Origin of the sequence: Georgenia sp. SYP-B2076 (genome assembly GCF_003991205.1) — a bacterium.
Taxonomy (GTDB): domain Bacteria; phylum Actinomycetota; class Actinomycetes; order Actinomycetales; family Actinomycetaceae; genus Georgenia.
This window is the reverse complement of sequence record NZ_RXOZ01000034.1, coordinates 195,846-217,624: the sequence shown is the minus strand read 5'-3', so window position 1 is coordinate 217,624 and position 21,779 is coordinate 195,846. Positions and strand designations below refer to the sequence as shown.

The following is a 21,779-nucleotide window of genomic DNA, read 5'->3' as shown; positions in this document are numbered from 1 at the left end:
GGCTGATCGGAAAACGCCGAAGGGCGGCACCTCACGCGAGGTGCCGCCCTTTGGCGTACCGCCCGGACGCGACGCCGGGGCGGTCATGCCGCGCCGTACCCTGGCCCCGACGCCGCTGTGCCACCGACCAACGAAGGATGCCCGCCATGACCGCCGACCCCGCACGCACCGCCGGTCCCGCAGGCGACGACAGCCTGCCCGGCCCCGGCCTGACGTGGGGGCTCAAGCGCAGCTTCATCCGCTACATCTCGCGCCTGCCCGACGGCGGCCACCGCGAGACCGACGGTGCGTCGCTGACCCACGGGAGCTTCTTCACGTTCGAGCCCGCCGACGGGTCCACCTACGACCCGTCGACCGGGACCGGCGTCCTCAAGTTCCGCGGCGACGTCCGGCTGACGGGGCACCACAACATGCTCTTCGTCATGATCGCCGACCCGTGGATCGCGCTCGACGGCGGGGCCGGTGTCCTGAGCGTCATCGACTCCCGGCACTGGCCCGACCGAGACCGGCGCATCCCGCTCGCGACACTCACGCTCGGCGCCCCCGCGGTCTCCGGCGCCGGTTACGTCTGGGGCGAGACCCCGGCGTACCTGAGCGAGGAGGGGCAGGCGGTGTTCAACGAGCAGTACGCGGCCGGCGAGGAGCTCGACCCCGTGTTCGTCGTCTACCCGACCCGCCAGCGCTAGCCACGGACGACGGCGACCGCACACTCGGCCCGGCTCAGCAAGCCCTGGCTCACCGAGCCGCGGACGAGGCCGGTGAGCCCCGCAAGCCCACGGCTGCCGACGACGAGCAGGCCCGCCTCGCCGGACTGACGCAGCAGGGCCTCGACCGGACGGGCGCGGACCTGCTGGAAGTCGACCTCGACCGCCGGGAACCGGCTGGCCACGTCCATCACCGAGCGGAGGAGCTGCTCCGTCCCGGCCCGGCGGGCCCGGCGGTCCGTCGCCGACGGCCCGCGTCCGCGCGCCGGTGGCCCCGGCCGGGGCGCAGACGGCCCGGGGTCGGGTGCCGGCGTGCCGGCGGCCACGTCCGCGTGCGTGGCGTGCACGGCCCGGAGCGGCACCCCGCGGCGGGAGGCGTCGGCCAGAGCGAACGCCAGGGCCGCCGTCGACCTGGCGGACCGGTCCACGCCGACGACGACCGGGAGGGGGCCGCGGGCCTGGGGGTGCCGGATCACGACGACGGGGCTGTGCGCGTTGGCCGCGACGTGGCGGGAGACCGAGCCGAGCAGCTTCCCGCTCACCGCGCCGCGGCCCCGGGCCGCGACCACCAATACGGCCGCGTCGCGGGACGCGTCGACGAGGGTGGGTGCCGGACGCGCGAGGCGCACCTCCGAGGAGACGCGCAGCCCGGGATGGCTCGTGCGAGCCCGGTCCGCGGCGGCCTCGCAGATGCGCTCACCCATCTCCCGGGCCTCGGCGGCGGAGAGCAGGTCGTTGGCGACCATCGAGAAGTCGAGCGGGAAGGCGTGAAGGATGTGCAGCCGTAGCCCGCGCCGGACCGCCTCCTCGGCGGCCCAGGCGACGGCGAGCTCGGCGCGCGCCGAGCCGTCCACGCCGACGACGACGCGCGGCTGGGTGGTCGCGGTGGCCATCGTCGTCTCCTCTGGTGGGCCCTGCCCCGCTCACGCCGTGAGACCGGGGTCAATTCTCTACACATGTTGACGGGTTTGGGTGGACGCTTGCCCTGACGCACGAGCGAGCAAGGGGGCAACCGTGAGTCGAACCGCCATCGTCATGGTGACCGAACGAAAAGCGGGCCTGGAGGCCACCGAGAGGCTGGTCCGGGAGTTCCGTGGCTGCTACTCGGCCGGAGCCGTCATCTCGGAGGTGATGGTCTGCCGGGCGACGCTGCTACGTGCGGGCGTCCGGTCCGGGCTGGCGGAGGCCACCGAGGCGATGGCTCGCTGCCGGCTGAGCAATCGGCTCGGCGTCAGCCAGCAGTGAGCGGGTCGCCCCGGACGTGACTACTGGGACGGTGCGGCACCTTCGCGGGCCGGCACGATGACCGTCCCGGGCCCGGGGAAGATCACGCTCTCGCTCGCCGTGTCGGACCACCGCACGAGGAACGGCGCCGTTCCACCCGGGCCGCGAGCCTCGACGACCTCGCCCTCGCGCTTGTGACCACCGAGCTGCTTCGGGTGGACGACCACCCTGTCGCCCTTGGTGACTGCCTGCATCGGAGCTCGCCTCCCTTGGCGCGTCCGACACCGCCGTGTCGAAGCGGCGCGTCGGTTCTCGTGTCTCCAGTGTCCCGCGAGCGGCGGCTCGCGGCCAGGGTCACGCCGTTTCTCTTCAATGGGCCGTCATCCGGCCGATAGTGCGACAGAGGTTCGCGTGGTCTCGTCCATGCCAGCGCAGGTGCGGGTCCGGATGGCGGCAGCGCCGGTGCGGGGCCGACGGGCGGCCTGGCGGGCGAGGTCGGTCGGTGAGGCGCGTCCGGGCAGCCGAGCCGACGGCCGCGCCGTGGGCCCGAACGACAACCTGAGGAGCACTCCATGATCACGCTTCGTACCGCCGCGCGCGCCTGGCTCCGGCGTCGCCGCGCGGTGCGCGCGTTCGTCAACCTCAGGGTCGCCACGAAGATCATCTCAACCCTCGCCCTGCTGATGGCGGTGACGGTCGTCATCGGCACGTTGGGTGTCACGAGCGCCACCCGGATGGCCTCGGCGGCAGAGGCCATGTACGCGCAGGACGTGCGGGGCACCGCCGTCGCAGCGGACATGAAGTTCCAGTTCGTCTGGGCCCGGTACAGCTCGACCAGCGGGTCGCTCGCCACCGACGAGGTCGCGCGGCTCGAGAGCCGCGACGCGCGCGACGTCGCGCTCGCACGGATCCAGGACCTCAGCGAGACCTACCGGACCCGGACCTCTCCCACGGCCGAGCAGGTCGCGGTGCTCGATGCGGTGCTCGTCAACGTGGCCGGATATCTCGACGCCGCAAAGCAGGTCGACGTGCTCTTCGAGACCGGGGAGGGCGTGGCGGCAAACGCCATCCGCAAGGACGTCATCGACCCGGCCGGCGCCGCCATCCTGGACGGACTCAGCGAGCTCATCGCACTCCAGGAGGCGGAGTCGTTGCGCAGCAGCGAGGAGGCAGCCGACCTGGCGATCGCCATGAGGAACGCGATCGTCGTCGTCGCCGTGGTCGGGTCCCTGCTGGCGCTCGGGATGGGCCTCGCCGTGGCCGGCGTCATCAGCGGTGGCATCCGCCAGGTCAGGGGCGTCGCCGACGCGCTGGCGTCCGGCGACCTCACGCGATCGACCCGCGTCACGCGGCGCGACGAGGTCGGCCGGATGGCCGCCTCGCTCGACCGGGCGGTGGTGAACATGCGCGAGCTGGTGCGCGGAGTGGCGGAGTCGTCCGACCAGGTGGCCTCGGCTGCCGGGGGACTCTCCGCCTCCACCAGACAGGTCTCGGTCGGCTCGGACGAGACGTCGGCGCGGGCCGGCGTCGTCGCGGCCGCGGCCGAGCAGATCTCGCGCAACGTCCAGGCGGTGGCGGCCGGGGCGGAGCAGATGGGCGCCTCGATCCGGGAGATCGCACACAACGCCAACGAGGCGGCCAGGATCGCCGGGCTCGCCACCGAGGTCGCCGCCGCCACGAACGACACGATGAGGAAGCTCGGCACCAGCTCCTCCGAGATCGGCAACGTCGTGGGCGTGATCTCCTCCATCGCGGAGCAGACGAACCTGCTGGCGCTGAACGCCACCATCGAGGCCGCGCGGGCGGGCGAGGCGGGCAAGGGCTTCGCCGTCGTCGCCGCCGAGGTCAAGGAACTCGCCCGGGAGACCGCCCGCGCCACGGAGGACATCGCCGCGAGGATCGCCGCCATCCAGGTGGACACGGTCGGTGCGGTGGAGGCGATCGGCGAGATTTCGTCGATCGTCAGCGCCATCAACGACTACGAGCTCACCATCGCCTCGGCCGTCGAGGAGCAGACGGTGACCACCAACGAGATGTCCAGGGGGGTGAGCGAGGCGGCCACCGGCTCGGAGGAGATCGCCGGGAACATCACCGGCGTCGCCGAGGCCACGGCCGCCGCCTCGGACGTCCTCGGTCAGATGGGGGAGTCGGTCACCGAGCTCGCCCGGATGTCGGAGAGCCTGCGCCTGCGCGTCAACCGGTTCACGTACCTGTGATGCTCGGATCGCAGGATGGTTCGGGTACGTTCGTATCCGTCCCGAGCGTCACGACGTGCCCGGGCGCCGGAGGGGGAGCAGCAGCATGGGCGCGGTGTCGACGACCCGGACGGACCAGAAGCGCGCGACACGCGCCGCGCTGATCGCGGCAGCCCGCGAGCTCTTCACGCGGCAGGGCTACACCGCCACCAGCGCGGAGGCGATCGCGCGCGCGGCGGGGGTCTCGCGAGCCACCTTCTACCTGCACTTCCGCTCCAAGGCCGAGGTCGTCATCGAGCTCATGAAGACCCTCGAGCCGGAGGTCTCCGGCGCTTATGTGGCCCTCGACCAGCTCCCGAACCCTTCCCATGACGACGTCGTAGCCTGGCTCGAGGCCCACGCCGGGCTGTGGCGCACGTACGGCATGGAGTTCGCGGCGATGGAGCAGGCGCTCGCGAACGAGCCGGCGGTGGCCGACCAGTGGTTCGCCCTGCACCGCCGGACCCAGGAGCTCATGGCCAACCTGGTCTCCCGGGCTCCCGAGCCGGAGCGCGCGCTGGTCCGCGCGCACCTGATGAGCCTGATGATGTCCGTGGACCGCAGCTTCTACTTCATGCTTATCCGCGGCCACGACGAGGACTACGCCGACGTCGTCCACGTGCTCGCCGACCAGTGGGTGGCCCTCCTACGGCGAGGCCGCTGAGCGCTCCGGGCGTCTGAGCCTTCGTGCTGGGTGCCGCCCGGCCCGAGGTGGTCCGCTTCATGGAGCGCGCCCCGACTCGCCACGCGCGGGCATGACACCAGCCGCGCGTGGCGTCTCGAGGCGCTCGGCGGCCGGGCCCCGCCGGCGGCCCCGTCAGGCGGACGTCGCCGGGCCCACGGCGCTCCGGCCAAGCCGTTGTCAGATCCGCAACCAGGGTGTACAACTGTCTAGCCAAGCTGCTTTGTATGACGATCGCACGAAGCTGACCTGGTTCGTCACGGTGCGCATCGGGGACTCCAGAGCCGGACCTCGCACCCAGATCGAGTAATGCCCAGCCCGGGCCGCCCGCGGCCGTCGAAGAGGACACCGCGGTGACCACCAGGCGTTCATGCCGAAGAGCAAGGGACAAGACATGACGGACGACCTCGCTTCACGACCCACCCCCGCGCCCACGACGGAAGCCCCCACGAGGGGCATCGCGATCCCCTGGCGCCAGGCCGGCCTCTACATGGCTGTCACCTTCTCGTTGCTGCAGATGCTCAACGAGGTCGGCGCCATGATGGCGATCCCGATGTACGGGGCGATGAGCGCCGAGCTGGGGCTCACCCCCAACCAGGTCTCCTGGGTGCTGCTCGCCACCACGCTGGCCGGCGCAGCCTCGATCGCGCTCCTGTCCAAGGCCGGGGACCTGTTCGGTCACCGGCGGCTGATGGTCTGGTGCGTGCTGGGCATCGTGGTCGGATACGTCGTCTCCGCCCTGGCCCCGAACTTCGCGGTGCTGATCGTCGGGCGCGCCCTGACCGGCGTCATGGCCGGCCAGGCGCTGTGCGTCGGCATCATGAACGACCGGCTCACCGAGCTCGACCGGCGCAAGGCCATCGGCATCATCGGCGGGGGCCAGGCGATCGGGGTCTTCTTCGGCTTCGCCCTCGGTGGCCTCATGATCGTGCTCGGGGCCAGCTGGCGCACGGCATTCTGGATCGGCGCGATCCTGACCGTCATCAGCCTCGTGGCCTTCCTGGCGTGGGGCTCGGACTCGGACGCCGTCAAGCGCAACGTCGGCGCGTCCAGGCGGATGGACGTCCTGGGCGTGCTCCTGATGGGGCTGGGCCTGACCGCCCTGTGCATCGGGATCAGCCAGTCCACGGTGTGGGGCGTGACATCCGGGCCGACCCTGGTCTGGGTGCTCGGCGGCGCGGCCCTGCTGGCCGTCTCCCTGTGGTGGGAGTCGCGGGCCAAGGAGCCGCTGCTGGACATCAAGCAGCTCTTCACGCGGCGCCTGCTCCCCGCCTACGGCGTCTTCATCGCCATGGGCATCCCGGGGATGCTCTTCTTCAACCTCGTGATGGGGTATGCCCAGACCCCGGCCGCGGTCGCCGGGTACGGGTTCGGCCTCAACCCCCTCGTGGCCGGATTCGTCTTCATCCCCATGACCGTCGCCGGCATCGTCGCGGCGCGCGTCGTGCCCCGCCTGCTGCACACCGTCGCGCCCCGCACGGTGATCATCGCGGCGGGGCTCGCCGAGGCGCTGACCTTCGTCTGGCTCTGGGCCATGCATGAGCAGCTCTGGGCCGTCCTGGTCGGTGTGCTCGTGTACGGCATCGCCTACACCGCGCTGTTCACGACGGCCATCTCGGTGATCGCGGCCGAGGCCGTGGTCGGTAAGGGGGCCGGCACGGCCTCTATCTACGTCGCGATCGCCCTGTCCGCCTCCTCGATCGGCACCGCCATCTACTCCGCCATCGTGGGCAAGTACACCGACCCGGCGACCAACATCCCGGGCGCCGAGACCTACGACGTCGGCTTCCTCGTGGCGGCGGGCGCCTCGCTGGTGGCGGTGCTGGCGGGGCTGTGGCTGTCCAAGAACCTCAAGCTCACCGAGGTCGTCGCCCACTGAGGCTGCACCCCTCCGTGCTCCGGAGTGCCTCCCTCAGGCCTGCGCCCAGGGAGGCACTTCGGCGTGCGGGGTGCAGGACCGGGGCCGCGCTCGTCCGGTCCGTGTCCGTCCGGACACACGCTCGCCGCGCCGCGGCGCGGGGTAGGCTGTCGAAATGTCAGACAATCACGCCATGACTGTTCAGGGGCTCGCGCCGGTGGGCCGCTCCGCGGCACCGCTGCGCGAGCAGGTCATCGCCGCCCTGCGCCATGCCATCCTGAACTTCGAGCTTCAGCCTGGGCAGCGGCTGGTGGAGCGCGAGCTCATCGAGCGCCTGGAGGTCTCGCGTACGACCGTGCGCGAGGCGATCCGGGAGCTGGCCTCGGAGGGGCTGGTCACGGTGGTCCCGCAGAAGGGCGCGATGGTGAGCGCGCCGTCCGTCGAGGACGCCAAGGACCTCTACGAGGTGCGCGCCGCGCTGGAGTCTCTCGTCGTGCGCCGCTTTATCGAGCGGGCCACCCCTGCCCAGGTCGACCGCCTGGACCGGGCCGTCGAGGACTTCGCCGCCGTCAGCGCGCGCACCGACGACATCCGGGTGACGCTCGAGACGAAGGACAAGTTCTACGAGGTTCTCCTCGAGGGTGCCGACAGCGAGGTCCTCCTAGGCCTCATCGACCAGATCCAGTCCCGGGTGCGGGTGCTGAGAGCCACCTCCATGGGCCGGCCGGGCCGCATGGCCGAGTCGGTGCGCGAACTTCGGGGCATCGTCGCCGCGGTGCGCCGCGGTGACAAGGACGAGGCCTCGCGGCTGTGTACCGAGCACATCTGGGGCGCCGCGCGCTCGGCGCTGAGCAGCCTCCTGCCCACCTCGGAGTAGCCGCTCCTCCGCGTCACGCAGTAGGTGTTGCCCCCGCGCTGCGCCGGGCTGCTTGCACGACAGCCATCAGGTTGTATGATCGTCGGACAATCAAGGGTGATTGCCCGGGACACCGGGCCCGATCGGCGAGGAGAACCTGCATGGCCTCGAAAGACACCACCGAACGGCCCACGGTGCGCCGCGTGGCCGCCGCCAGCCTGGCCGGCAACGCCATCGAGTACTACGACTTCTCGATCTACGGCCTCGCCGCGGCCCTGGTCTTCCCGAAGCTCTTCTTCCCGGAGAGCGACCCGTTCCTGGGCACGCTGGCCACCTTCGCCACGCTCGCCGTCGGCTACCTCTCCCGCCCGCTGGGCGCGGTGATCTTCGGCCACTTCGGGGACCGGATCGGGCGCAAGCCCATGCTCGTGGTCACCCTCCTGCTCATGGGCACCGTCACCATGCTGATCGGCCTGCTGCCCACCTACGACCAGATCGGCGTGTGGGCGGCCGTCATCCTTGTCGCCCTGCGGCTCCTCCAGGGGATCGCCTTCGGCGGGGAGTGGGGCGGGGCGATCCTCATGGCCTTCGAGTACGCCCCGGCGGAGCGTCGCGGCTTCTTCGCCGCCGTCCCGCAGGTGGGCCCGGCCACGGGGTCGATCCTCGGGAACGCGGTGTTCCTGCTCGTCACCCTCCTGCCCGAGGACCAGCTGCTCTCCTGGGGCTGGCGGGTGCCGTTCCTGCTCAGCGCGGTCCTGGTCGTCGTCGGGCTCGTCATCCGCCTGAAGATCGCGGAGTCCCCCGAGTTCTCGGCCGTCAAGGAGGAGGGACGCGACGTCAAGGTGCCCGTCGCCACCGTGCTGCGTCAGCACCTCCGAGGTGTCCTGCTGGTCGCCGGCGGCTTCCTCGGCTTCGGCGCGTTCTCCATCACCGTCATGGCGTACCTCGTCAACTACAGCACCAACCAGCTCGCCATCAGCCCGACGGTCATGCTCAGCGCGACGCTGCTCGCCTTCGTCATCCAGATCCCGATGATCCTGCTCTCCGGGCACCTGTCCGACCGCATGGGCCGCAAGCCCATCATGATCGTGGGCTCGGCCGCCGCGATGGTGGCCATCTTCGCGATGTTCTGGGCCGTCGGGACTGCCAACGCCCCCGTCATCGTCCTCGGCTACGCCATCGGCTTCGGCATGCTCTACACGGTCGCCTACGGCGCGCAGCCGGCACTGTTCGCGGAGAGCTTCGTCCCGGAGATCCGGTTCACCGGCATGTCCCTGGGCTACCAGCTGGCGAACGTCCTCGGCTCCGGGTTCACGCCGCTGATCGCGGCGACCCTGCTGCAGACCACGGGCAACCCCTACTCGGTCGCCCTCTTCGTCGCGCTCCTGCTCCTCGTCTCCATGTTCTGCCTCGTCCGGCTGAGCGGGTTGGCCCAGACGGCCCGCGGCGTGCGGCCGGCTCCGACGCCTGCCATCGGGGCCGCGCCCACCCAGGCCGCTCCCACCGAGGAAGAGGTGCTCGCCTGATGATGACCTTTGACCACACGACCCTGGGCCAGCGCGTGCTCTTCGGCGCCGGACGGGCCGCCGCGAACCTCGCCGCCGAGGTCACGGCCCGGGGCGCCGCGCGCGTGATGGTGATCGCCTCAGACCGCGAGCGTCAGATCGCCGAGCAGGTCAGCGCGGACATTGACGTGACCTTGTGGCACGACGACGTCGTCCAGCACGTGCCCGTCGAGAACGCCGAGAGGGCCCGTCGGGCCGCCGCCGAGCACGACATCGACCTGCTGGTCAGCGCGGGCGGGGGCTCGACGACGGGGCTGGCCAAGGCGGTCGCCCTGACCTCCGGGATACCGATCGTCGCCGTCCCCACCACGTACGCCGGCTCCGAGGCCACCAACGTGTGGGGCCTGACGGAGGACACCGTCAAGACCACCGGCGTCGACGGCAGGGTGCTGCCCGTGGCGGTCGTCTACGACGCCGAGCTCACCCTCTCCCTGCCCGTCGCCCTGTCCGTGGCCTCCGGGCTCAACGGGCTCGCCCACTGCGTGGACTCCATGTGGGCGCCACGGGCCGACCCGATCAACCAGGCGCTCGCGGCCGAGGGGATCCGCGCCCTGGCCGGCGGGCTGCCCCGGGTCAAGGCCGAGCCGCGCGGCCTGGCCGGTCGTGAGCAGGCCCTCTACGGCGCCTACCTCTCCGCCGTCGCCTTCGCCTCGGCGGGCTCCGGCCTCCACCACAAGATCTGCCACGTGCTCGGCGGCGCCTACAACATGCCCCACGCCGAGACCCACGCGACGGTGCTGCCCTACGCCCTCGCCTTTAACGCCCCAGCCGCCCCCGCGGCCGCCGCCCGTATCGCCCAGGCGTTCGGCCGGGCCGAGGACGCCGAGGACGCCGACGCCGCCGCCCGCGCCGCCGTCGCCGGTCTGAACGATCTGCGCGAGCAGCTCGACGCGCCCCAGGCCCTCAAGGACTACGGGCTGCGAGAGGCGGACATCCCGGACGCGGTCACCCGCATCCTCGCTGCGGTCCCGGCGTCCAACCCCCGCACGACCACGACGGAGAACCTCACCGAGCTGCTCACCGCGGCCTGGGCGGGCGAGCCCGCCCGCATCCATCCCCACGCAAGAACAACATCGGAGCGAGCATGACCACCAACGCCGCACCAACCATCGCCGCGCCGGCCACCTACCCGCCCGTCACCGCGTCGGGCAGGGCCGTCGGTGAGCCTGGTACCACCACGAAGCCGGTCTCCGCCGAGCAGGCCCGCCGGGAGACGGCGCTGATCGAGGAGGTGCTCGCCTCGTTCGAGGGCGCCACCTCACCGCGGCTCAGGCAGCTCGTGCAGTCCCTGACGCGCCACGTCCACAGCTTCATCCGCGAGGTGCGCCTGACGGAGGAGGAGTGGAACGCCGGCATCGCGTTCCTCACCGACGCCGGTCGCATCACCACCGACGCCCGCCAGGAGTTCGTGCTGCTCTCGGACGTGTTCGGAGCGTCCATGCAGACCATCGCGGTGAACAACGAGGCCTACGGGAGCGCCACCGAGGCGACCGTCTTCGGGCCGTTCTTCGTCGAGGACGCGCCGCGGATCGAACTGGGCGGGGACATCGCCGGCGGCGCCCCCGGCCAGCCGTGCTGGGTCGAGGGCACCGTGACCGACACCGCCGGCAACCCGCTGCCCGGCGCGCGCATCGAGGTGTGGGAAGCCGACGAGGACGGCTTCTACGACGTCCAGTACGACGACGGCCGCACCGCCGGCCGCGCCCACCTCTTCGCCGACGAGCACGGCAGGTACCGCTTCTGGGGGCTGACGCCGACCCCGTACCCCATCCCGCACGACGGCCCGGTCGGGAAGATGCTCGAGGCGGTCGGGCGCTCGCCGATGCGGGCCTCGCACCTGCACTTCATGGTCTCGGCGCCGGGGCAGCACACGCTGGTGACGCACATCTTCGTCGAGGGCGACGAGTACCTGACCCGGGACAGCGTGTTCGGCGTGAAGCCGTCCCTGGTCAAGCGCTTCGAGGAGCAGCCTGCGGGGGCGCCGACGCCCGACGGGCGCGACCTGGCGGGGCGGGCATGGTCCCGCGCCACCTTCAACATCGTCCTGCCACCCGAGCAGGAAGCGTCGGACGAGGACACGCACTGGATCGCCGTCCAGGATCACGACGCCTGACCCACCGCCCGACGAGATCGACGCCTGACCCACCACCCGACGAGATCAAGGAAACGATGATGACCACAGACGTGAGCCCCACCCCGACCTTCGAGGCGGGCCTCGAGGTCCGCAAGGCCGTCCTGGGCGCCGAGCACGTGGAGCGCTCCCTCGCCAACGTGAGCGAGTTCTCCCGCCCGGTTCAGGAGCTCGTCACCGAGTACTGCTGGGGGGCCGTGTGGACGCGCCCGGGGCTGGAGCGCAAGACCCGCAGCCTCATCAACCTCGCCATGCTCACCGCCCTCAACCGCGGGCACGAGCTGTCCGTCCACGTCAAGGGCGCCATCACCAACGGCTGCACCCGCGAGGAGATCCAGGAGGTCCTCCTCCAGACGGCGATCTACGTGGGCGTCCCGGCGTCGCTGGAGTCCTTCCGCATCGCGGAGCGCACCCTGAACGAGATGGACGAGAATGCCTGAGACGCTCGTGACCACCATCGGCTTCGTCGGCCTGGGCAACATGGGAACACCCATGGCGGCCCGTCTGATCGACGCCGGCTTCCCGGTGACCGGCACGGACCTGTCCGCCGACAACCGCCAATCCCTGACCGAGCACGGCGGGACGGCCAAGGACGCCGCCGTCGACGTGGCAGCCGGGGCCGCTGTCTTGATCCTCATGCTCCCCAGCTCTGACGTCGTGGAGTCGGTCCTCATCGGCGACGGCGTGGCCGCCGCCATGGCCCCCGGCTCCGTCGTGATCGACATGAGCTCCTCCGAGCCGCTGCGCACCCGCGACCTCGCCGGGCGGCTCGCCGCGACGGGCGTGCACCTCATGGACGCGCCGGTCTCCGGCGGGGTCAAGGGCGCGGTGAAGGGCACCCTGACGATCATGGCCGGCGGCGACGACGAGCTCGTCGAGCGGGTCCGGCCGGTGCTCGAGGTGATGGGCAAGGTGGTCCACACCGGACCCGTGGCCTCGGGGCACGCCCTCAAGGCCTTCAACAACCTGCTCTCCGCCACGCACCTGCTGGTCACCAGCGAGGCGCTGATCGCCGGCAAGAAGTTCGGGCTAAACCCCGCCGTCATGCTCGACGCCATCAACGGCTCCAGCGGTCGCAGCGGGTCCACCGAGAACAAGTGGCCGAACTTCATCCTGCCGGAGACGTACGACTCCGGGTTCGCGCTGCAGCTGATGCTCAAGGACATGCGCATCGCCACGGGTCTCGCCGAGGCCCTCGGCGTGCCCAGCCACCTGGGGGAGCGGGCGGTGGAGATCTGGTCGGAGGCCGCCCAGGAGCTGCCGCGCAGCGCGGACCACACCGAGATCGCGCGCTGGCTGGAGAGCTGAACGCGCGGTGCTGCTGGGCTGAAGGGCCGGGAGACGATCCCGGCCCTTCGCCGCGCCCGCGGGGGCGCCAGATAGCATGACCGGGATCGACCGGCCGGGCGCAGCCGCCCACCACGCAGCGAAGGACACCGTGTCACCTCCCACCACGAAGCGGGTCGCCACGCGGCAGCGTTTCGTCGACACGGCCATGACGCTCTTCCGTGATCTCGGCTACGGGTCCACGAGCATGGCCCAGATCGCCCAGGCCGCAGAAGGCAGCAGGGCCAACCTCTATCTCTACTTCAGCAGCAAGGCGCAGATCGTCATCGCGCGCATGCTGGAGATCGAGTCCGAGCTCCGCTCGCTGTACGACTCCCTGGACAGCCTGGAGGAGTACACCCTCGACTCCCTCGTGGCCTGGCTCGGCGAGTCTCGCCGGATGTGGCTCACGTACCGCGCCGAGTTCGAGGCCATGATCCAGGCGATGTCCGTCGACGGCGAGGTCCGGGAGAGCTGGCTGGCGACGAGCCGCCGGGTGTGCCGGTCGATGACCGCTCCCTACCGCGGCTGCACCTCCGCGGCGGAACGCCTGGACGCGGAGGTGCACATGATGACGCTCATGGCGGGACTGGAGCACAACTTCTCCCTGCTCTACGTCCACGGGTACACCGCGGACGAGGAGCGGGTCCTGAAGGCCCTGGCGAAGCAGTGGTTGCCGCTCTTCGGCACCGCGGGCAGGTGACTCGGCCGGCCGCGACCGCGTCGAGCCGCGACCGCGTCGAGCCGCCCCGACCGGTCGGGGCGGCTCAGCCCGGGCCCTACCGCTCCAGGACGAGCCGGCCGCAGCCCTTCTCGGCGCGGGAGACGCAGATCATCAACGTCTCGTTGGCCTCCTGCTCGGTGGTGGTGAGGATCGAGTCGCGGTGCTCGGCGCGGCCGGCGAGGATGCGGGTCTCGCAGGTGCCGCACGTCCCTTCCTTGCAGGAGGACAGCGTCGTGATGCCGTTTTCCTCCGCGACGTCCAGGATGGTCCGCCCCGCCGGGACCGTGGCGGTGATGCCCGACTCGGCGAACTCGACCTGGAACGCCGTGTCCGGCTCGGTCAGGAGGATCGTCCTGGGGGCGAAGCGTTCCGTGTGGAGGGAGCCGACCGGCCAGTGCGCGCTCGCGAGCTCGGCCGCGGCGAGCAGCGGCTCGGGTCCGCAGCAGTAGATGAGGGTGTCGTCGGTGACCTCCCCGAGCAGCCCGGCCAGGTCGAGGAGGCCGAGCTCGTCCTGCGGGCGCAGCTGCACCCGCTCGCCGTAGCGGGTGAGCTCGCCCACGAACGCCATCGAGGCGCGGGTCCGGCCGCCGTAGAGGAGCTGCCAGTCGGCGCCCTGCGCCTCCGCCTGCTCGATCATCGGGAGGAGCGGGGTGATCCCGATGCCGCCGGCGATGAAGAGGTACCGGGCGGCGGTCCGCAGGGGGAAGTTGTTCCGCGGCCAGGTCACGGTGACCTGGGAGCCGGTGCGGAGGTGCTGGTGTATGTAGGCGGACCCGCCGCGACCGTCCGGCTCGCGCAGGACGCCGACGCGCCAGCGGTCAGTCTGGGCAGGTGAGGACGAGAGGGAGTACTGGCGGACGGGCGCGTCGTCGCCGGTCCCGCAGTGGAGGTCGATGTGGGCCCCGGGCGACCAGGCGGGCAGGCTTCCGCCGTCGGGGTGGCCCAGGGTGAGGGAGAGGACGCCGTCGGCCTCGTCGCGGTGCTCGAGGACCGTGAGCGGCATCTGGCGCTGGACTCGCTTCAGCTGCCGCTCGACGTCGGCCACGTCCCAGGACACGTGGAGCGAGCGGCGGAAGGGCAGCAGCGCGACGCGCAGGAAGTCGAGCTCGTCGGGGTTGTCGGGCCGGAGCGAGGGCAGTCGCTCGAAGAGGACCTTCAGGCCGGTGGCGCCCTGGACCCGCGCCAGGGACTGGCCCAGGCACGTGTGCCGGCCCTTGGTGAAGGCGAGATGGTCCTCCGGGGCGGGGCGATGGATGTCGAACTCGAACGGGCGCGCCACGTGCTCGGGGTCGGTGTTGGCGCTGGCGAGGGCGACCTGGATGTTGTCGCCGGCCCGGATGTGCGCGCCGCCGAGCACGACGTCTGCCGTCGCGCGGCGGCCGGTGAAGGTCGACGACGGGCGGCGCCGCACGGTCTCCTCGAATACCCGCGGCCACAGCTCCGGGTCCGCGATCGCCTCGTCGAGCGCCTCCGGGTGAGCCGTGACGAAGAGGACGGCGTTGGTCATCGCCTGCGACGTCGTGTCCGTCCCGGCCGCCGCGAACTCCGCCACGTGCAGGGCGATGAGCGGCGTCGACAGCGCCGGCTCGCCGTTGTCCTTGCGGGCGGAGGCCATGACGGAGATCAGGTCGTCGGCGTCGGAGTCGCGCCGAGAGTCGATGATGTCGCGCAGCACCAGGCTCGCCTCGATGAAGCGGTCCCACACCGCCGCCTTGAAGTCCTCGGGCATGTCCTCGTGGGCCGAGGCGATGATCGTGAAGAGGTCGTCACGCAGCTGGCGCATCATCGGCTCGTAGGCGTAGTCCAGGTCGAGCAGCGCCATGATCGTCTGCGTCGTCAGCTCCAGGGAGTAGTCCTCCATGAGGTTGCCGGCGCCGTTGTTCTCGAACTTGTCGATGATGCGGTTGGCGCGGGCCTCGATCTCCGGCTGCAGCGCCTCCATCCGCGCCTTGGTGAAGCCGCGCTGGGCGACGTTGCGGGACTCGGTGTGCAGGGGCGGGTCCATGCCGAGGATCATGCGGGTGACCAGCTCCTGCGGGAACACCGCGCGGTGCTGCTCCGGGACCACCGTGGCGGTGTTGCCGGCGGAGGAGAACTTCTGCCAGTCCGAGAGCACGAGCTCGACGTCGGCCCGCCGGGTGACGATCCACGAGTGCAGTGGCGGGTAGAAGAAGACCGGCGTCTCGTCCCGGACCGCGGCCAGGTGGAGGGCCGGGTCGCGGTAGTAGTCGTCGCCCATCGTGTCGAAGCTTTGGGCGAGGGGGTGGCGGGTGGGTGCCTCAGGCGTGGCGGTCATCGTTGACTCCTCGGGGCTGGTTTGCGTCAGACGGCGGCGGAGGCCGCGATGGTCGACAGCTTCTGGAACCGGGCCACGTTGTCGGCCTCGTCCATGACGCCGGAGGACAGGAACGAGAACGTGACGTCACTGACGGGGTCGACCCAGAACAGCGACGAACCGGCGCCGTAGCCGCCGTGCGTGCGCGGGGAGGTGAAGGGCCCGAAGAAGGAGGCGTGGGTCCCGGTGCCCGAGAGGGCGAAGCCGAGGCCGATGTTGCCGGGCGGCTCTTCCCAGCCCCGGGTGGCGGCGACCATGGCGTACAGGTCGTTGACCATGTCGCCCGTCTGGTTCGTGGTGGCCTGGTCGAGGATCGCGGGCGCGAGCAGGTGCTCGTCGCCCACCAGCCCGCGGCGCCGGAGCATCTCCGCGAACGCGAAGACGTCGTCGATCGTGGACACCGCACCGACCCAGGGCAGCTCCGCGTCCTCGGAGATGACGTCGTTGAGGATCTCGATCTCCTCGGGCCCGAGCCAGCTGTCCTTGCCGGGGATGAACTTCAGCGGCACAGCGTTGTCAGCCCACGCGCGGGGCAGGCCGAATCGCGTGCGCGCCATGCCGACCGGGGTGAACACGAGCTCGTCGACGAGGTCGCGGAAGGAGTCCGCGCCGTAGGCACGCCGGACCATCTCGCCGATGAGGGCGTGGTTGATGGCGGGGGAGTAGTTGAGGTTCTCGCCGGGCTCGTTGACGACGTCGACGTTGCCGAGGGCGACGATGACGTCGGAGAGCTTCCCGAAGCGCTCGGGCGGCAGACCTGGGTTGGGGGTCGCGGGCATCCCGGCGCGGTGGGTCATCAGGTGCGCGAGGTTGATCTTGTCCTTGCGCGCCGCCCGGAAGGGGTCGTCGCCCAGGAACTCGGGGATCAGGTCCACCACGCGGGTCGAGAGCATGAGCTTGCCCTCCCCGAGCGCGCGGTAGACCGCGGCGTTGGTGAAGGCCTTGGACAGGGACAGGATGCGGTAGACGTCGTCGCGTCGCGTCGGTCGCCCGGTCGCGCGCTCCGCGTAGCCGTACGAGCCCTGCAGGCCGATCTCGCCGTGACGCGCCACGATGATGTTGGCCCCGTCGTAGGCTCCGCGCTCGATGTCCTCCTGGATGGTCCGCTCGAGGGTGGCGAGGGCCTTGGGGCTGAGCCCGTGAACGTCATTGATCATTGGTTCTCCTGGCAGGTCTGTTGGTATGTCGGTGCTGGTGCTGGTGCTGGTGCTGCTGACGGTGTCAGACCATCAGGGCCCCGCCCGACGGCGAGAGCGTCTGGCCGGTGTAGTGGGCGCTCGCGCCGGTGGCGAGGAAGATCAGCGTCTGGGCGATCTCCTCGGGGCTCGCCACGCGCTTGAGCGGCTGCAGGGAGAGGAGCGCCTCGACCGTCTCGTCGTCGGCCTGGCGGAACATCGGGGTGTCGATCCCCGCCGGCGCGAGGGCGTTGACCCGGATGTTGAACGGTGCCAGCTCCGCCGCCGCCGCCTTGGTGAGCCCGACGATCGCCGCCTTGGACGCCGGGTAGTAGAGCGGCATGACGATGCCCATCAGCCCCGCCACGCTGGAGAAGTTGATGATGCTCCCGCCGCCGGCGGCCTTGAGCAGCGGGACGGCGGCCCGGATCGTGTAGAACGTCCCGTTCACGTTGATGGCCATCACGCGGTCGAAGTCCTCGTCGCTGATGGTCGTCAGGAACTCCGGGAAGTACGGCGTGCCCGTGCCCATGGAGGCGAGCGCTCTGCCGTGGATCTGGTCCACGAGGTCCTGGGCCTCCTTGCTCGGGGTGCCCACCCCGGCGGCGTTGACCAGGACGTCGAGCCTGCCGTGTTCGGACGCCACCCGGTCGAAGACCTCGTTGACGGCCGCGGAGTCCGCGATGTCGAGGGCGAAGCCGCGCGCGCCGGGCAGCCGGCTGAACTCGCGGTCCAGGCCGTCGCGCCGCAGGTCGATGCCGTACACCGTGGCGCCCTCGTCGATGAAGGCCTTCGCGGCCGCCAGTCCCATGCCCGATGCGGCTCCGGTGATGACCGCGATCTTGCCGTTCAGTCCCATAGGGGTCTCCAGTCAGTCTGGGCGCGGCGACGCGCGTGGCACGTCGTTGTGGTGCGCCTCACAGGTGAGGTCTGCCGGGCGAGCCTGGCAGAAAACTAGACGGGTGTCTAGAAATTTGGGCATGGAGCGGTGAACGTCTAGACCTCGACGTCGTTGGGGCCGGTGAGCGCCGCGCCGCCGTCGATCGAGAGCACGGCACCGGTGACATAGCTGGACGCCGGCGAGGCGAGGTAGACGGCGAGGCCCTCCAGCTCGGCGAGCCGCCCCGCCCGCTTGAGCGCCGAGATCCGGGCGAAGTCCGCCGTCATCGCCTGCGCCGTCGGGTTCGCCCTGCGGATGTTCGTCTCGAACAGGCCGGGTGCGATCGCGTTGACGAGGATGCCCCGGTGGGCGAGCTCCAGCGCGGCGTTCCTGACCAGCCCCACGACCCCGGCCTTCGACGCGGCATAGGCATACCCGACCATGGGGTCCGCGCGGATCCCGCCGACCGAGGAGGTCACGATGATGCGGCCGTAGCCGGTCGTCATGTGCCGCGCGGCGCTGGCCACGGTGTTCATGGCGCCGGTGAGGTTGACGTCGAGGACGCTGCGCCACCGGTCGCGGTCGATCTCGGTGAGGCGCCCCGACCGCAGGCGTGGTCCGATCCCCGCGCTGATGCCCGCGTTGGCGAAGGCCACATGCAGGCCCGTCGCCGAGGCGGCCAGGCGCGCGAACTGCTCGTCCAGCGCGTCGGCGTCCGTGATGTCGGCGGTGGCGGTGCCTACCGCGTACCCGTCGGCGGCGAGGTCCTCCTGGGCGGTCGCCAGCCGGTCCTCCTCCCGGTCGAGCAGGGTGACGCTGGCCCCGGCCCGCGCGAGCGCAGCGCCCATGGTGAGCCCCAGCCCGCTGCCACCGCCCGTCACCACCACGCCGAGCCCGCGGACGTCGAACATCGAGCCCAGGTGCTGGAGCCTCCGTGTTTCCTGGTCGGCTTCCGTTGCTACGTCAGAACTCATGCGTACTCCTTGTACTCGGCCGCTCCCGCCGGACGGGCGTGCGGCACGTGGTCGTCGGTGGGTGGACGGCTCAGCGGAGCTCGTCCGCGAGGAGCGCCGCGCCCTCGAGCACGGCGTGCGTGCCGAGCAGGCTCGCGATCTCCATGACGGCGACGATCTCCTCCTTGCTCGCCCCGTGCCGCAGCGCGTTGCGGATGTGCTGCTCGATACCCGGCTCGTGCAGGTGCGTGGCCGCGACGTCGAAGGAGATGTAGATCAGCTCCTTCATCTTGGGCTCGAGGCTGCCGGCCCGCCACGGCTGCGCCGAGTACTCGACGTAGGCCTCGAAGAGGTCCGGGGTGAGGCGGAGGAGCCCGTCGAAGTCGGCGTTCCAGAAGCCTCTGTTCGCGGTGAACTCCGCCTTGAGCTCCTCCTGCCGGGGGGACAGGTCGGCCCCGTCATCCTGCGCGAGCTCAGCCAGGACGTTCTCGAGGATGGGCGCCCCGACGAGCATCGCATGGATGCCGAGGGTTCCTACGAGCTGGAGCACCTCCAGGACCTCCTCGGGGGAGGCGCCTGCGTCGAGGGCCGCGCGCATGTGGCGCCGCGCCCCGGGCGCGTACATGTGCGTGGCGTTGACCGCCACGGCCATGTGGACGAGGTGCTGCTCCTTCTTGCCCAGCGCCGGGTTGCGCGCCGGCACGGAGACCAGCCCCGCGTGGGCGGCGAACTGGTCGGGACTCAGCTCCAGCAGGGCGGCCAGTCGCCCGTCCCAGTGCCCGTGAAGAGCGACGAACTGTTCCCTGCGGGCGTCGATCGTGACGCTGGTGTCCATCTGTCCGCCTTCAGTGGTGGGAGCGGGCGTGAGGCGCGGGGCCGCGGCCCCGCACCTCGCGCCGCGCGAGACCTCAGTGGGTGTGCGCGAACACCTTGTCCGCGCGGGGCGGGCCGTTCTGCTCGAACTTCCGGGTCTGGCGCTTCTTCTCCGCCTGGTAGGTGTCGACGTCGCCGCGGTGGTGGGCGATCAGGCCGCGGCGCGCCTCGGGCGCGACGTGGCACAGCCCGGGGACGTCGGCGTTCTGGCGGCAGTCGATGCTCCCGCCGGCCGGGGCGATCGCCGCGAGGGAGCTGCCCGAGCGGGCCAGGCCGGCGGTGGTGTAGCGGCGCCGGGCCTCGGCGCCGCAGGCGGGGCAGTCCTGGCGGGGCGGGGCGGGCGTCTGGGCGTAGACCTCCCCCTCCCACGCGCACCCGGTGCACCGGTAGTCGAACAGCATGCGACTCACGCGATCACTCCAGCGCCTTCAGAGGGCCGCCGAAGTCCTCCCAGTCGCGCGGGTCGTGGGAGATCCACACCTTCGCACGCTCGGTCTCCTGGAGGTTCTTCAGGGCGGCGATCGACCTGCGGGCCTCGTCGTAGTCCCAGTCGGAGGGGTCGACCTCGTCCCACTCCATCCCCTCGCGCAGGTGCACGGTGTCACCGGTGAGCACGATGTTCTGGGAGGGCAGGCGCACGAGCGAGCTGAGCTCACCGGGTGTGTGGCCCGGCGTGTGAAGGACGTTGATGGCGCCGTCGCCGAAGAGGTCCAGACCCTGCGGGCCGACCTCGTGCCAGTCGAACTCCTTGACCTCGTCATTCAGGTCGGCGGGATTGAAGAGGTGGTCGGTCTGGTTCGTCGTGCCGCGGGCCCAGCGGAACTCCTCGGGCCCGATGTAGAACTTCGCCTGGGGAAAGAGGTACAGCCCTCCGGCGTGGTCCGAGTGGGTGTGGGAGAGCACCACGTGGGTGATGTCCTCGGGGCGGTAACCCAGCCGGCCCAGCTGGGTGTCGATGCGCTGCTCGGGGTTCGACTCGATCATGGCCGTCTCGGGACGGTCGCCGAAGACCAGCGCAGGGTCCTCGCACACGAGCGGGCTCATGCCGGTGTCGAACAGGACGAGGCCCTGCTCGTGCTCGATGAGGAATGCCGGCAGGGGGATCGAGACGGTGCCCTCGGCGCCGACGACGAGGTGCGCGGCGTCGATGTTCATCCGGGGGGCGTCCAGCGCCCACAGGCGGGCGGCGGTGGTGGGAGTCATGGGCCTTCCTTCGTTGGGAGGTCTGTGCAGGGATGGAGCAGGACTCAGGGGACGGAGACTCCGACGGCCTCGCTCACCCATCGGGCGAGCAGGTCGAAGATCTCCCGGTTGGTGCTCTCGAAGATCAGGCCGTGCCCGTTGCCGGGCAGGCCCTCGGCGGCCAGCTCCACGTGGTGGGTGGCGACGCCGCCGTCCCGCAGGAAGCTCACCGTGACGCGGTCGTCCACGGCGCGTCCCGAGGCGGACCCCGAGACGACGCACACCGGGGTGCGCGCCAGCCGCGACAGCCGCGGGGTCGGTTCGGAGCGGTCCCAGGTCAGGGGGACCGCCGTCGGCCCCTCGCTGAGGCTGCCCCGGGGTCCGAGGTCCTTGTACGGCGGGCCGATCGGCTCGACGGCGACGACCGCGAGGACCAGCTCGGGCCGCCGGTCCGCGGCCAGCCAGCCCGCCGGCGCCCCGGCGGAGTGGGTGACGACGACCGCCGGACCGGTGCGCTCGAGCAGGTCGACCAGGCGCCGGGCGTCGAGCTCCTGGCCGAGCGCGGTGTCCAGCAGCATCCCCGCCGACGACGCCACCTGGGCGTCGACCTCGGCGTCACCCGCCCCCCGGCCCCAGGGCCAGGCGGTGTGCGCGCCGGCGCGAGGGTCGCCGTCGTCGGGGACGAAGACGGCGGCCAGGCCCGGGTAGCCGGGGGACGGCGTCCTGCCTCCGAGCAGTGCCGGGTCCCAGGGGGAGCGTCCGTGGCCGGGCCGGTCCAGGAGATAGGCGGGGAAGCCGGCCCGCACCGCGTGGTGCGCCCAGCCCTCGGGCGCGCCCGCCGTGCCGAGCCAGTCCGTCGACTGCCCGCCCCCGCCGTGGACGAAGACCATCGGCGGCGCCCCGGTGAGGTACGCCGGGGCCTCCCACTGCACCCACGCAGGGCCCAGCTGCCGGGGTGCGCCGTCGCCGTGACCGTCCCCGCCGTGCGGGTCGCCGGGCAGCCAGAAGCCGCCGCGGCGCACGTGGACGGGCGTCGCTGACTCATGGGGTGCCGGGCGGGCGGGAACGGTCACGGCG

At 71.5% G+C, this 21,779-nt stretch carries 22 protein-coding genes; 12 read left to right on the top strand and 10 right to left on the bottom strand.

The annotated features are described in order from the left end of the window. The first annotated feature begins 146 nt into the window (after window positions 1-146). Window positions 147-686: an HtaA domain-containing protein gene (locus EJK16_RS16405; RefSeq protein ID WP_164737384.1), complete on the top strand. Its 540-nt coding sequence runs from the start codon at window positions 147-149 to the stop codon at window positions 684-686. On the opposite strand, the gene EJK16_RS16400 is transcribed toward EJK16_RS16405, so the two are convergent. Then, on the bottom strand, window positions 683-1,597 hold the full coding sequence (locus EJK16_RS16400; protein WP_127131241.1) for a universal stress protein: 915 nt from the start codon (window positions 1,595-1,597) through the stop codon (window positions 683-685). The genes EJK16_RS16405 and EJK16_RS16400 overlap by 4 nt on opposite strands. A 121-nt stretch (window positions 1,598-1,718) precedes the next feature. Here EJK16_RS16400 and EJK16_RS16395 point away from each other — a divergent pair, with 121 nt between their 5' ends. Further along, window positions 1,719-1,949: a hypothetical protein gene (locus EJK16_RS16395; RefSeq protein ID WP_127131239.1), complete on the top strand. Its 231-nt coding sequence runs from the start codon at window positions 1,719-1,721 to the stop codon at window positions 1,947-1,949. A 20-nt stretch (window positions 1,950-1,969) separates the two neighbouring features. Here EJK16_RS16395 and EJK16_RS16390 read toward each other — a convergent pair whose 3' ends face one another. Then, window positions 1,970-2,182: a DUF1918 domain-containing protein gene (locus EJK16_RS16390; protein WP_127131237.1), complete on the bottom strand. Its 213-nt coding sequence runs from the start codon at window positions 2,180-2,182 to the stop codon at window positions 1,970-1,972. Between the two features lie 318 nt (window positions 2,183-2,500). On the opposite strand from EJK16_RS16390, the gene EJK16_RS16385 reads away from it, so the two are divergent. From EJK16_RS16385 to EJK16_RS16340, 10 genes are all read left to right on the top strand, one after another. Beyond that, window positions 2,501-4,144 carry a methyl-accepting chemotaxis protein gene (locus EJK16_RS16385; protein ID WP_127131235.1) on the top strand — a complete coding sequence of 548 codons (1,644 nt, stop codon included), beginning with the start codon at window positions 2,501-2,503 and terminating at the stop codon, window positions 4,142-4,144. A 94-nt stretch (window positions 4,145-4,238) separates the two neighbouring features. Continuing rightward, a complete protein-coding gene (locus EJK16_RS16380; protein WP_164737383.1) occupies window positions 4,239-4,826 on the top strand; it encodes a TetR/AcrR family transcriptional regulator in 588 nt (195 codons plus the stop codon). 412 nt (window positions 4,827-5,238) lie between these two features. Continuing rightward, on the top strand, window positions 5,239-6,723 hold the full coding sequence (locus tag EJK16_RS16375) for an MFS transporter (RefSeq protein ID WP_205739808.1): 1,485 nt from the start codon (window positions 5,239-5,241) through the stop codon (window positions 6,721-6,723). Window positions 6,724-6,895: 172 nt separating this feature from the next. Next, window positions 6,896-7,579, top strand: a complete 684-nt coding sequence (locus EJK16_RS16370) for a GntR family transcriptional regulator (RefSeq protein WP_205739807.1) — start codon at window positions 6,896-6,898, stop codon at window positions 7,577-7,579. A gap of 140 nt (window positions 7,580-7,719) precedes the next feature. Beyond that, window positions 7,720-9,084 (top strand): MFS transporter, encoded by a 1,365-nt coding sequence (locus EJK16_RS16365; protein ID WP_127131229.1) that lies wholly within the window; start codon window positions 7,720-7,722, stop codon window positions 9,082-9,084. After that, window positions 9,084-10,211 carry a maleylacetate reductase gene (locus EJK16_RS16360; RefSeq protein WP_370276075.1) on the top strand — a complete coding sequence of 376 codons (1,128 nt, stop codon included), beginning with the start codon at window positions 9,084-9,086 and terminating at the stop codon, window positions 10,209-10,211. The genes EJK16_RS16365 and EJK16_RS16360 overlap by 1 nt, the downstream gene beginning before the upstream one ends. Beyond that, window positions 10,208-11,236, top strand: a complete 1,029-nt coding sequence (locus tag EJK16_RS16355; RefSeq protein WP_127131227.1) for a dioxygenase — start codon at window positions 10,208-10,210, stop codon at window positions 11,234-11,236. The genes EJK16_RS16360 and EJK16_RS16355 overlap by 4 nt, the downstream gene beginning before the upstream one ends. A gap of 59 nt (window positions 11,237-11,295) precedes the next feature. After that, complete coding sequence (locus EJK16_RS16350; protein WP_127131225.1) at window positions 11,296-11,694, top strand: carboxymuconolactone decarboxylase family protein; 399 nt, start codon at window positions 11,296-11,298, stop codon at window positions 11,692-11,694. Then, on the top strand, window positions 11,687-12,562 hold the full coding sequence (locus tag EJK16_RS16345; RefSeq protein WP_127131223.1) for an NAD(P)-dependent oxidoreductase: 876 nt from the start codon (window positions 11,687-11,689) through the stop codon (window positions 12,560-12,562). Before EJK16_RS16350 ends, EJK16_RS16345 begins: the two co-directional genes overlap by 8 nt. Before the next feature lie 130 nt (window positions 12,563-12,692). Then, on the top strand, window positions 12,693-13,283 hold the full coding sequence (locus EJK16_RS16340) for a TetR/AcrR family transcriptional regulator (RefSeq protein WP_205739806.1): 591 nt from the start codon (window positions 12,693-12,695) through the stop codon (window positions 13,281-13,283). 76 nt (window positions 13,284-13,359) lie between these two features. Here the strand turns inward: EJK16_RS16340 and EJK16_RS16335 are convergent, their stop codons facing one another. The 8 genes from EJK16_RS16335 to EJK16_RS16300 all read right to left on the bottom strand — a co-directional run bounded on the left by EJK16_RS16335 (window position 13,360) and on the right by EJK16_RS16300 (window position 21,775). Continuing rightward, window positions 13,360-15,600 carry a cytochrome P450 gene (locus EJK16_RS16335; RefSeq protein WP_127131219.1) on the bottom strand — a complete coding sequence of 747 codons (2,241 nt, stop codon included), beginning with the start codon at window positions 15,598-15,600 and terminating at the stop codon, window positions 13,360-13,362. 26 nt (window positions 15,601-15,626) lie between these two features. After that, entirely contained in the window at window positions 15,627-16,796 is a 1,170-nt protein-coding gene (locus tag EJK16_RS16330) for a serine hydrolase (RefSeq protein ID WP_127131217.1), read from the bottom strand. A 64-nt stretch (window positions 16,797-16,860) separates the two neighbouring features. Beyond that, complete coding sequence (locus EJK16_RS16325) at window positions 16,861-17,673, bottom strand: SDR family NAD(P)-dependent oxidoreductase (protein ID WP_127131215.1); 813 nt, start codon at window positions 17,671-17,673, stop codon at window positions 16,861-16,863. A 137-nt stretch (window positions 17,674-17,810) separates the two neighbouring features. Beyond that, window positions 17,811-18,668, bottom strand: coding sequence for an SDR family NAD(P)-dependent oxidoreductase (locus EJK16_RS16320; protein WP_127131213.1), 858 nt, complete (start codon window positions 18,666-18,668; stop codon window positions 17,811-17,813). A gap of 70 nt (window positions 18,669-18,738) precedes the next feature. Further along, a complete protein-coding gene (locus tag EJK16_RS16315) occupies window positions 18,739-19,482 on the bottom strand; it encodes a carboxymuconolactone decarboxylase family protein (RefSeq protein WP_127131211.1) in 744 nt (247 codons plus the stop codon). 73 nt (window positions 19,483-19,555) lie between these two features. Further along, entirely contained in the window at window positions 19,556-19,921 is a 366-nt protein-coding gene (locus tag EJK16_RS16310; protein ID WP_240646121.1) for an FmdB family zinc ribbon protein, read from the bottom strand. 13 nt (window positions 19,922-19,934) lie between these two features. Further along, complete coding sequence (locus tag EJK16_RS16305; protein ID WP_205739805.1) at window positions 19,935-20,723, bottom strand: N-acyl homoserine lactonase family protein; 789 nt, start codon at window positions 20,721-20,723, stop codon at window positions 19,935-19,937. 44 nt (window positions 20,724-20,767) lie between these two features. Continuing rightward, on the bottom strand, window positions 20,768-21,775 hold the full coding sequence (locus EJK16_RS16300; RefSeq protein WP_127131208.1) for an alpha/beta fold hydrolase: 1,008 nt from the start codon (window positions 21,773-21,775) through the stop codon (window positions 20,768-20,770). Window positions 21,776-21,779: the final 4 nt, after the last annotated feature.

Coding starts and splice junctions, on each gene's coding strand:
- EJK16_RS16405 (WP_164737384.1), top strand. CDS start 147: ATGACCGCCGACCCCGCACGCACCGCCGGTCCCGCAGGCGACGACAGC.
- EJK16_RS16400 (WP_127131241.1), bottom strand. CDS start 1,597: ATGGCCACCGCGACCACCCAGCCGCGCGTCGTCGTCGGCGTGGACGGC.
- EJK16_RS16390 (WP_127131237.1), bottom strand. CDS start 2,182: ATGCAGGCAGTCACCAAGGGCGACAGGGTGGTCGTCCACCCGAAGCAG.
- EJK16_RS16385 (WP_127131235.1), top strand. CDS start 2,501: ATGATCACGCTTCGTACCGCCGCGCGCGCCTGGCTCCGGCGTCGCCGC.
- EJK16_RS16375 (WP_205739808.1), top strand. CDS start 5,239: ATGACGGACGACCTCGCTTCACGACCCACCCCCGCGCCCACGACGGAA.
- EJK16_RS16370 (WP_205739807.1), top strand. CDS start 6,896: ATGACTGTTCAGGGGCTCGCGCCGGTGGGCCGCTCCGCGGCACCGCTG.
- EJK16_RS16365 (WP_127131229.1), top strand. CDS start 7,720: ATGGCCTCGAAAGACACCACCGAACGGCCCACGGTGCGCCGCGTGGCC.
- EJK16_RS16360 (WP_370276075.1), top strand. CDS start 9,084: ATGATGACCTTTGACCACACGACCCTGGGCCAGCGCGTGCTCTTCGGC.
- EJK16_RS16355 (WP_127131227.1), top strand. CDS start 10,208: ATGACCACCAACGCCGCACCAACCATCGCCGCGCCGGCCACCTACCCG.
- EJK16_RS16350 (WP_127131225.1), top strand. CDS start 11,296: ATGACCACAGACGTGAGCCCCACCCCGACCTTCGAGGCGGGCCTCGAG.
- EJK16_RS16345 (WP_127131223.1), top strand. CDS start 11,687: ATGCCTGAGACGCTCGTGACCACCATCGGCTTCGTCGGCCTGGGCAAC.
- EJK16_RS16335 (WP_127131219.1), bottom strand. CDS start 15,600: ATGACCGCCACGCCTGAGGCACCCACCCGCCACCCCCTCGCCCAAAGC.
- EJK16_RS16330 (WP_127131217.1), bottom strand. CDS start 16,796: ATGATCAATGACGTTCACGGGCTCAGCCCCAAGGCCCTCGCCACCCTC.
- EJK16_RS16325 (WP_127131215.1), bottom strand. CDS start 17,673: ATGGGACTGAACGGCAAGATCGCGGTCATCACCGGAGCCGCATCGGGC.
- EJK16_RS16320 (WP_127131213.1), bottom strand. CDS start 18,668: ATGAGTTCTGACGTAGCAACGGAAGCCGACCAGGAAACACGGAGGCTC.
- EJK16_RS16315 (WP_127131211.1), bottom strand. CDS start 19,482: ATGGACACCAGCGTCACGATCGACGCCCGCAGGGAACAGTTCGTCGCT.
- EJK16_RS16310 (WP_240646121.1), bottom strand. CDS start 19,921: ATGCTGTTCGACTACCGGTGCACCGGGTGCGCGTGGGAGGGGGAGGTC.
- EJK16_RS16305 (WP_205739805.1), bottom strand. CDS start 20,723: ATGACTCCCACCACCGCCGCCCGCCTGTGGGCGCTGGACGCCCCCCGG.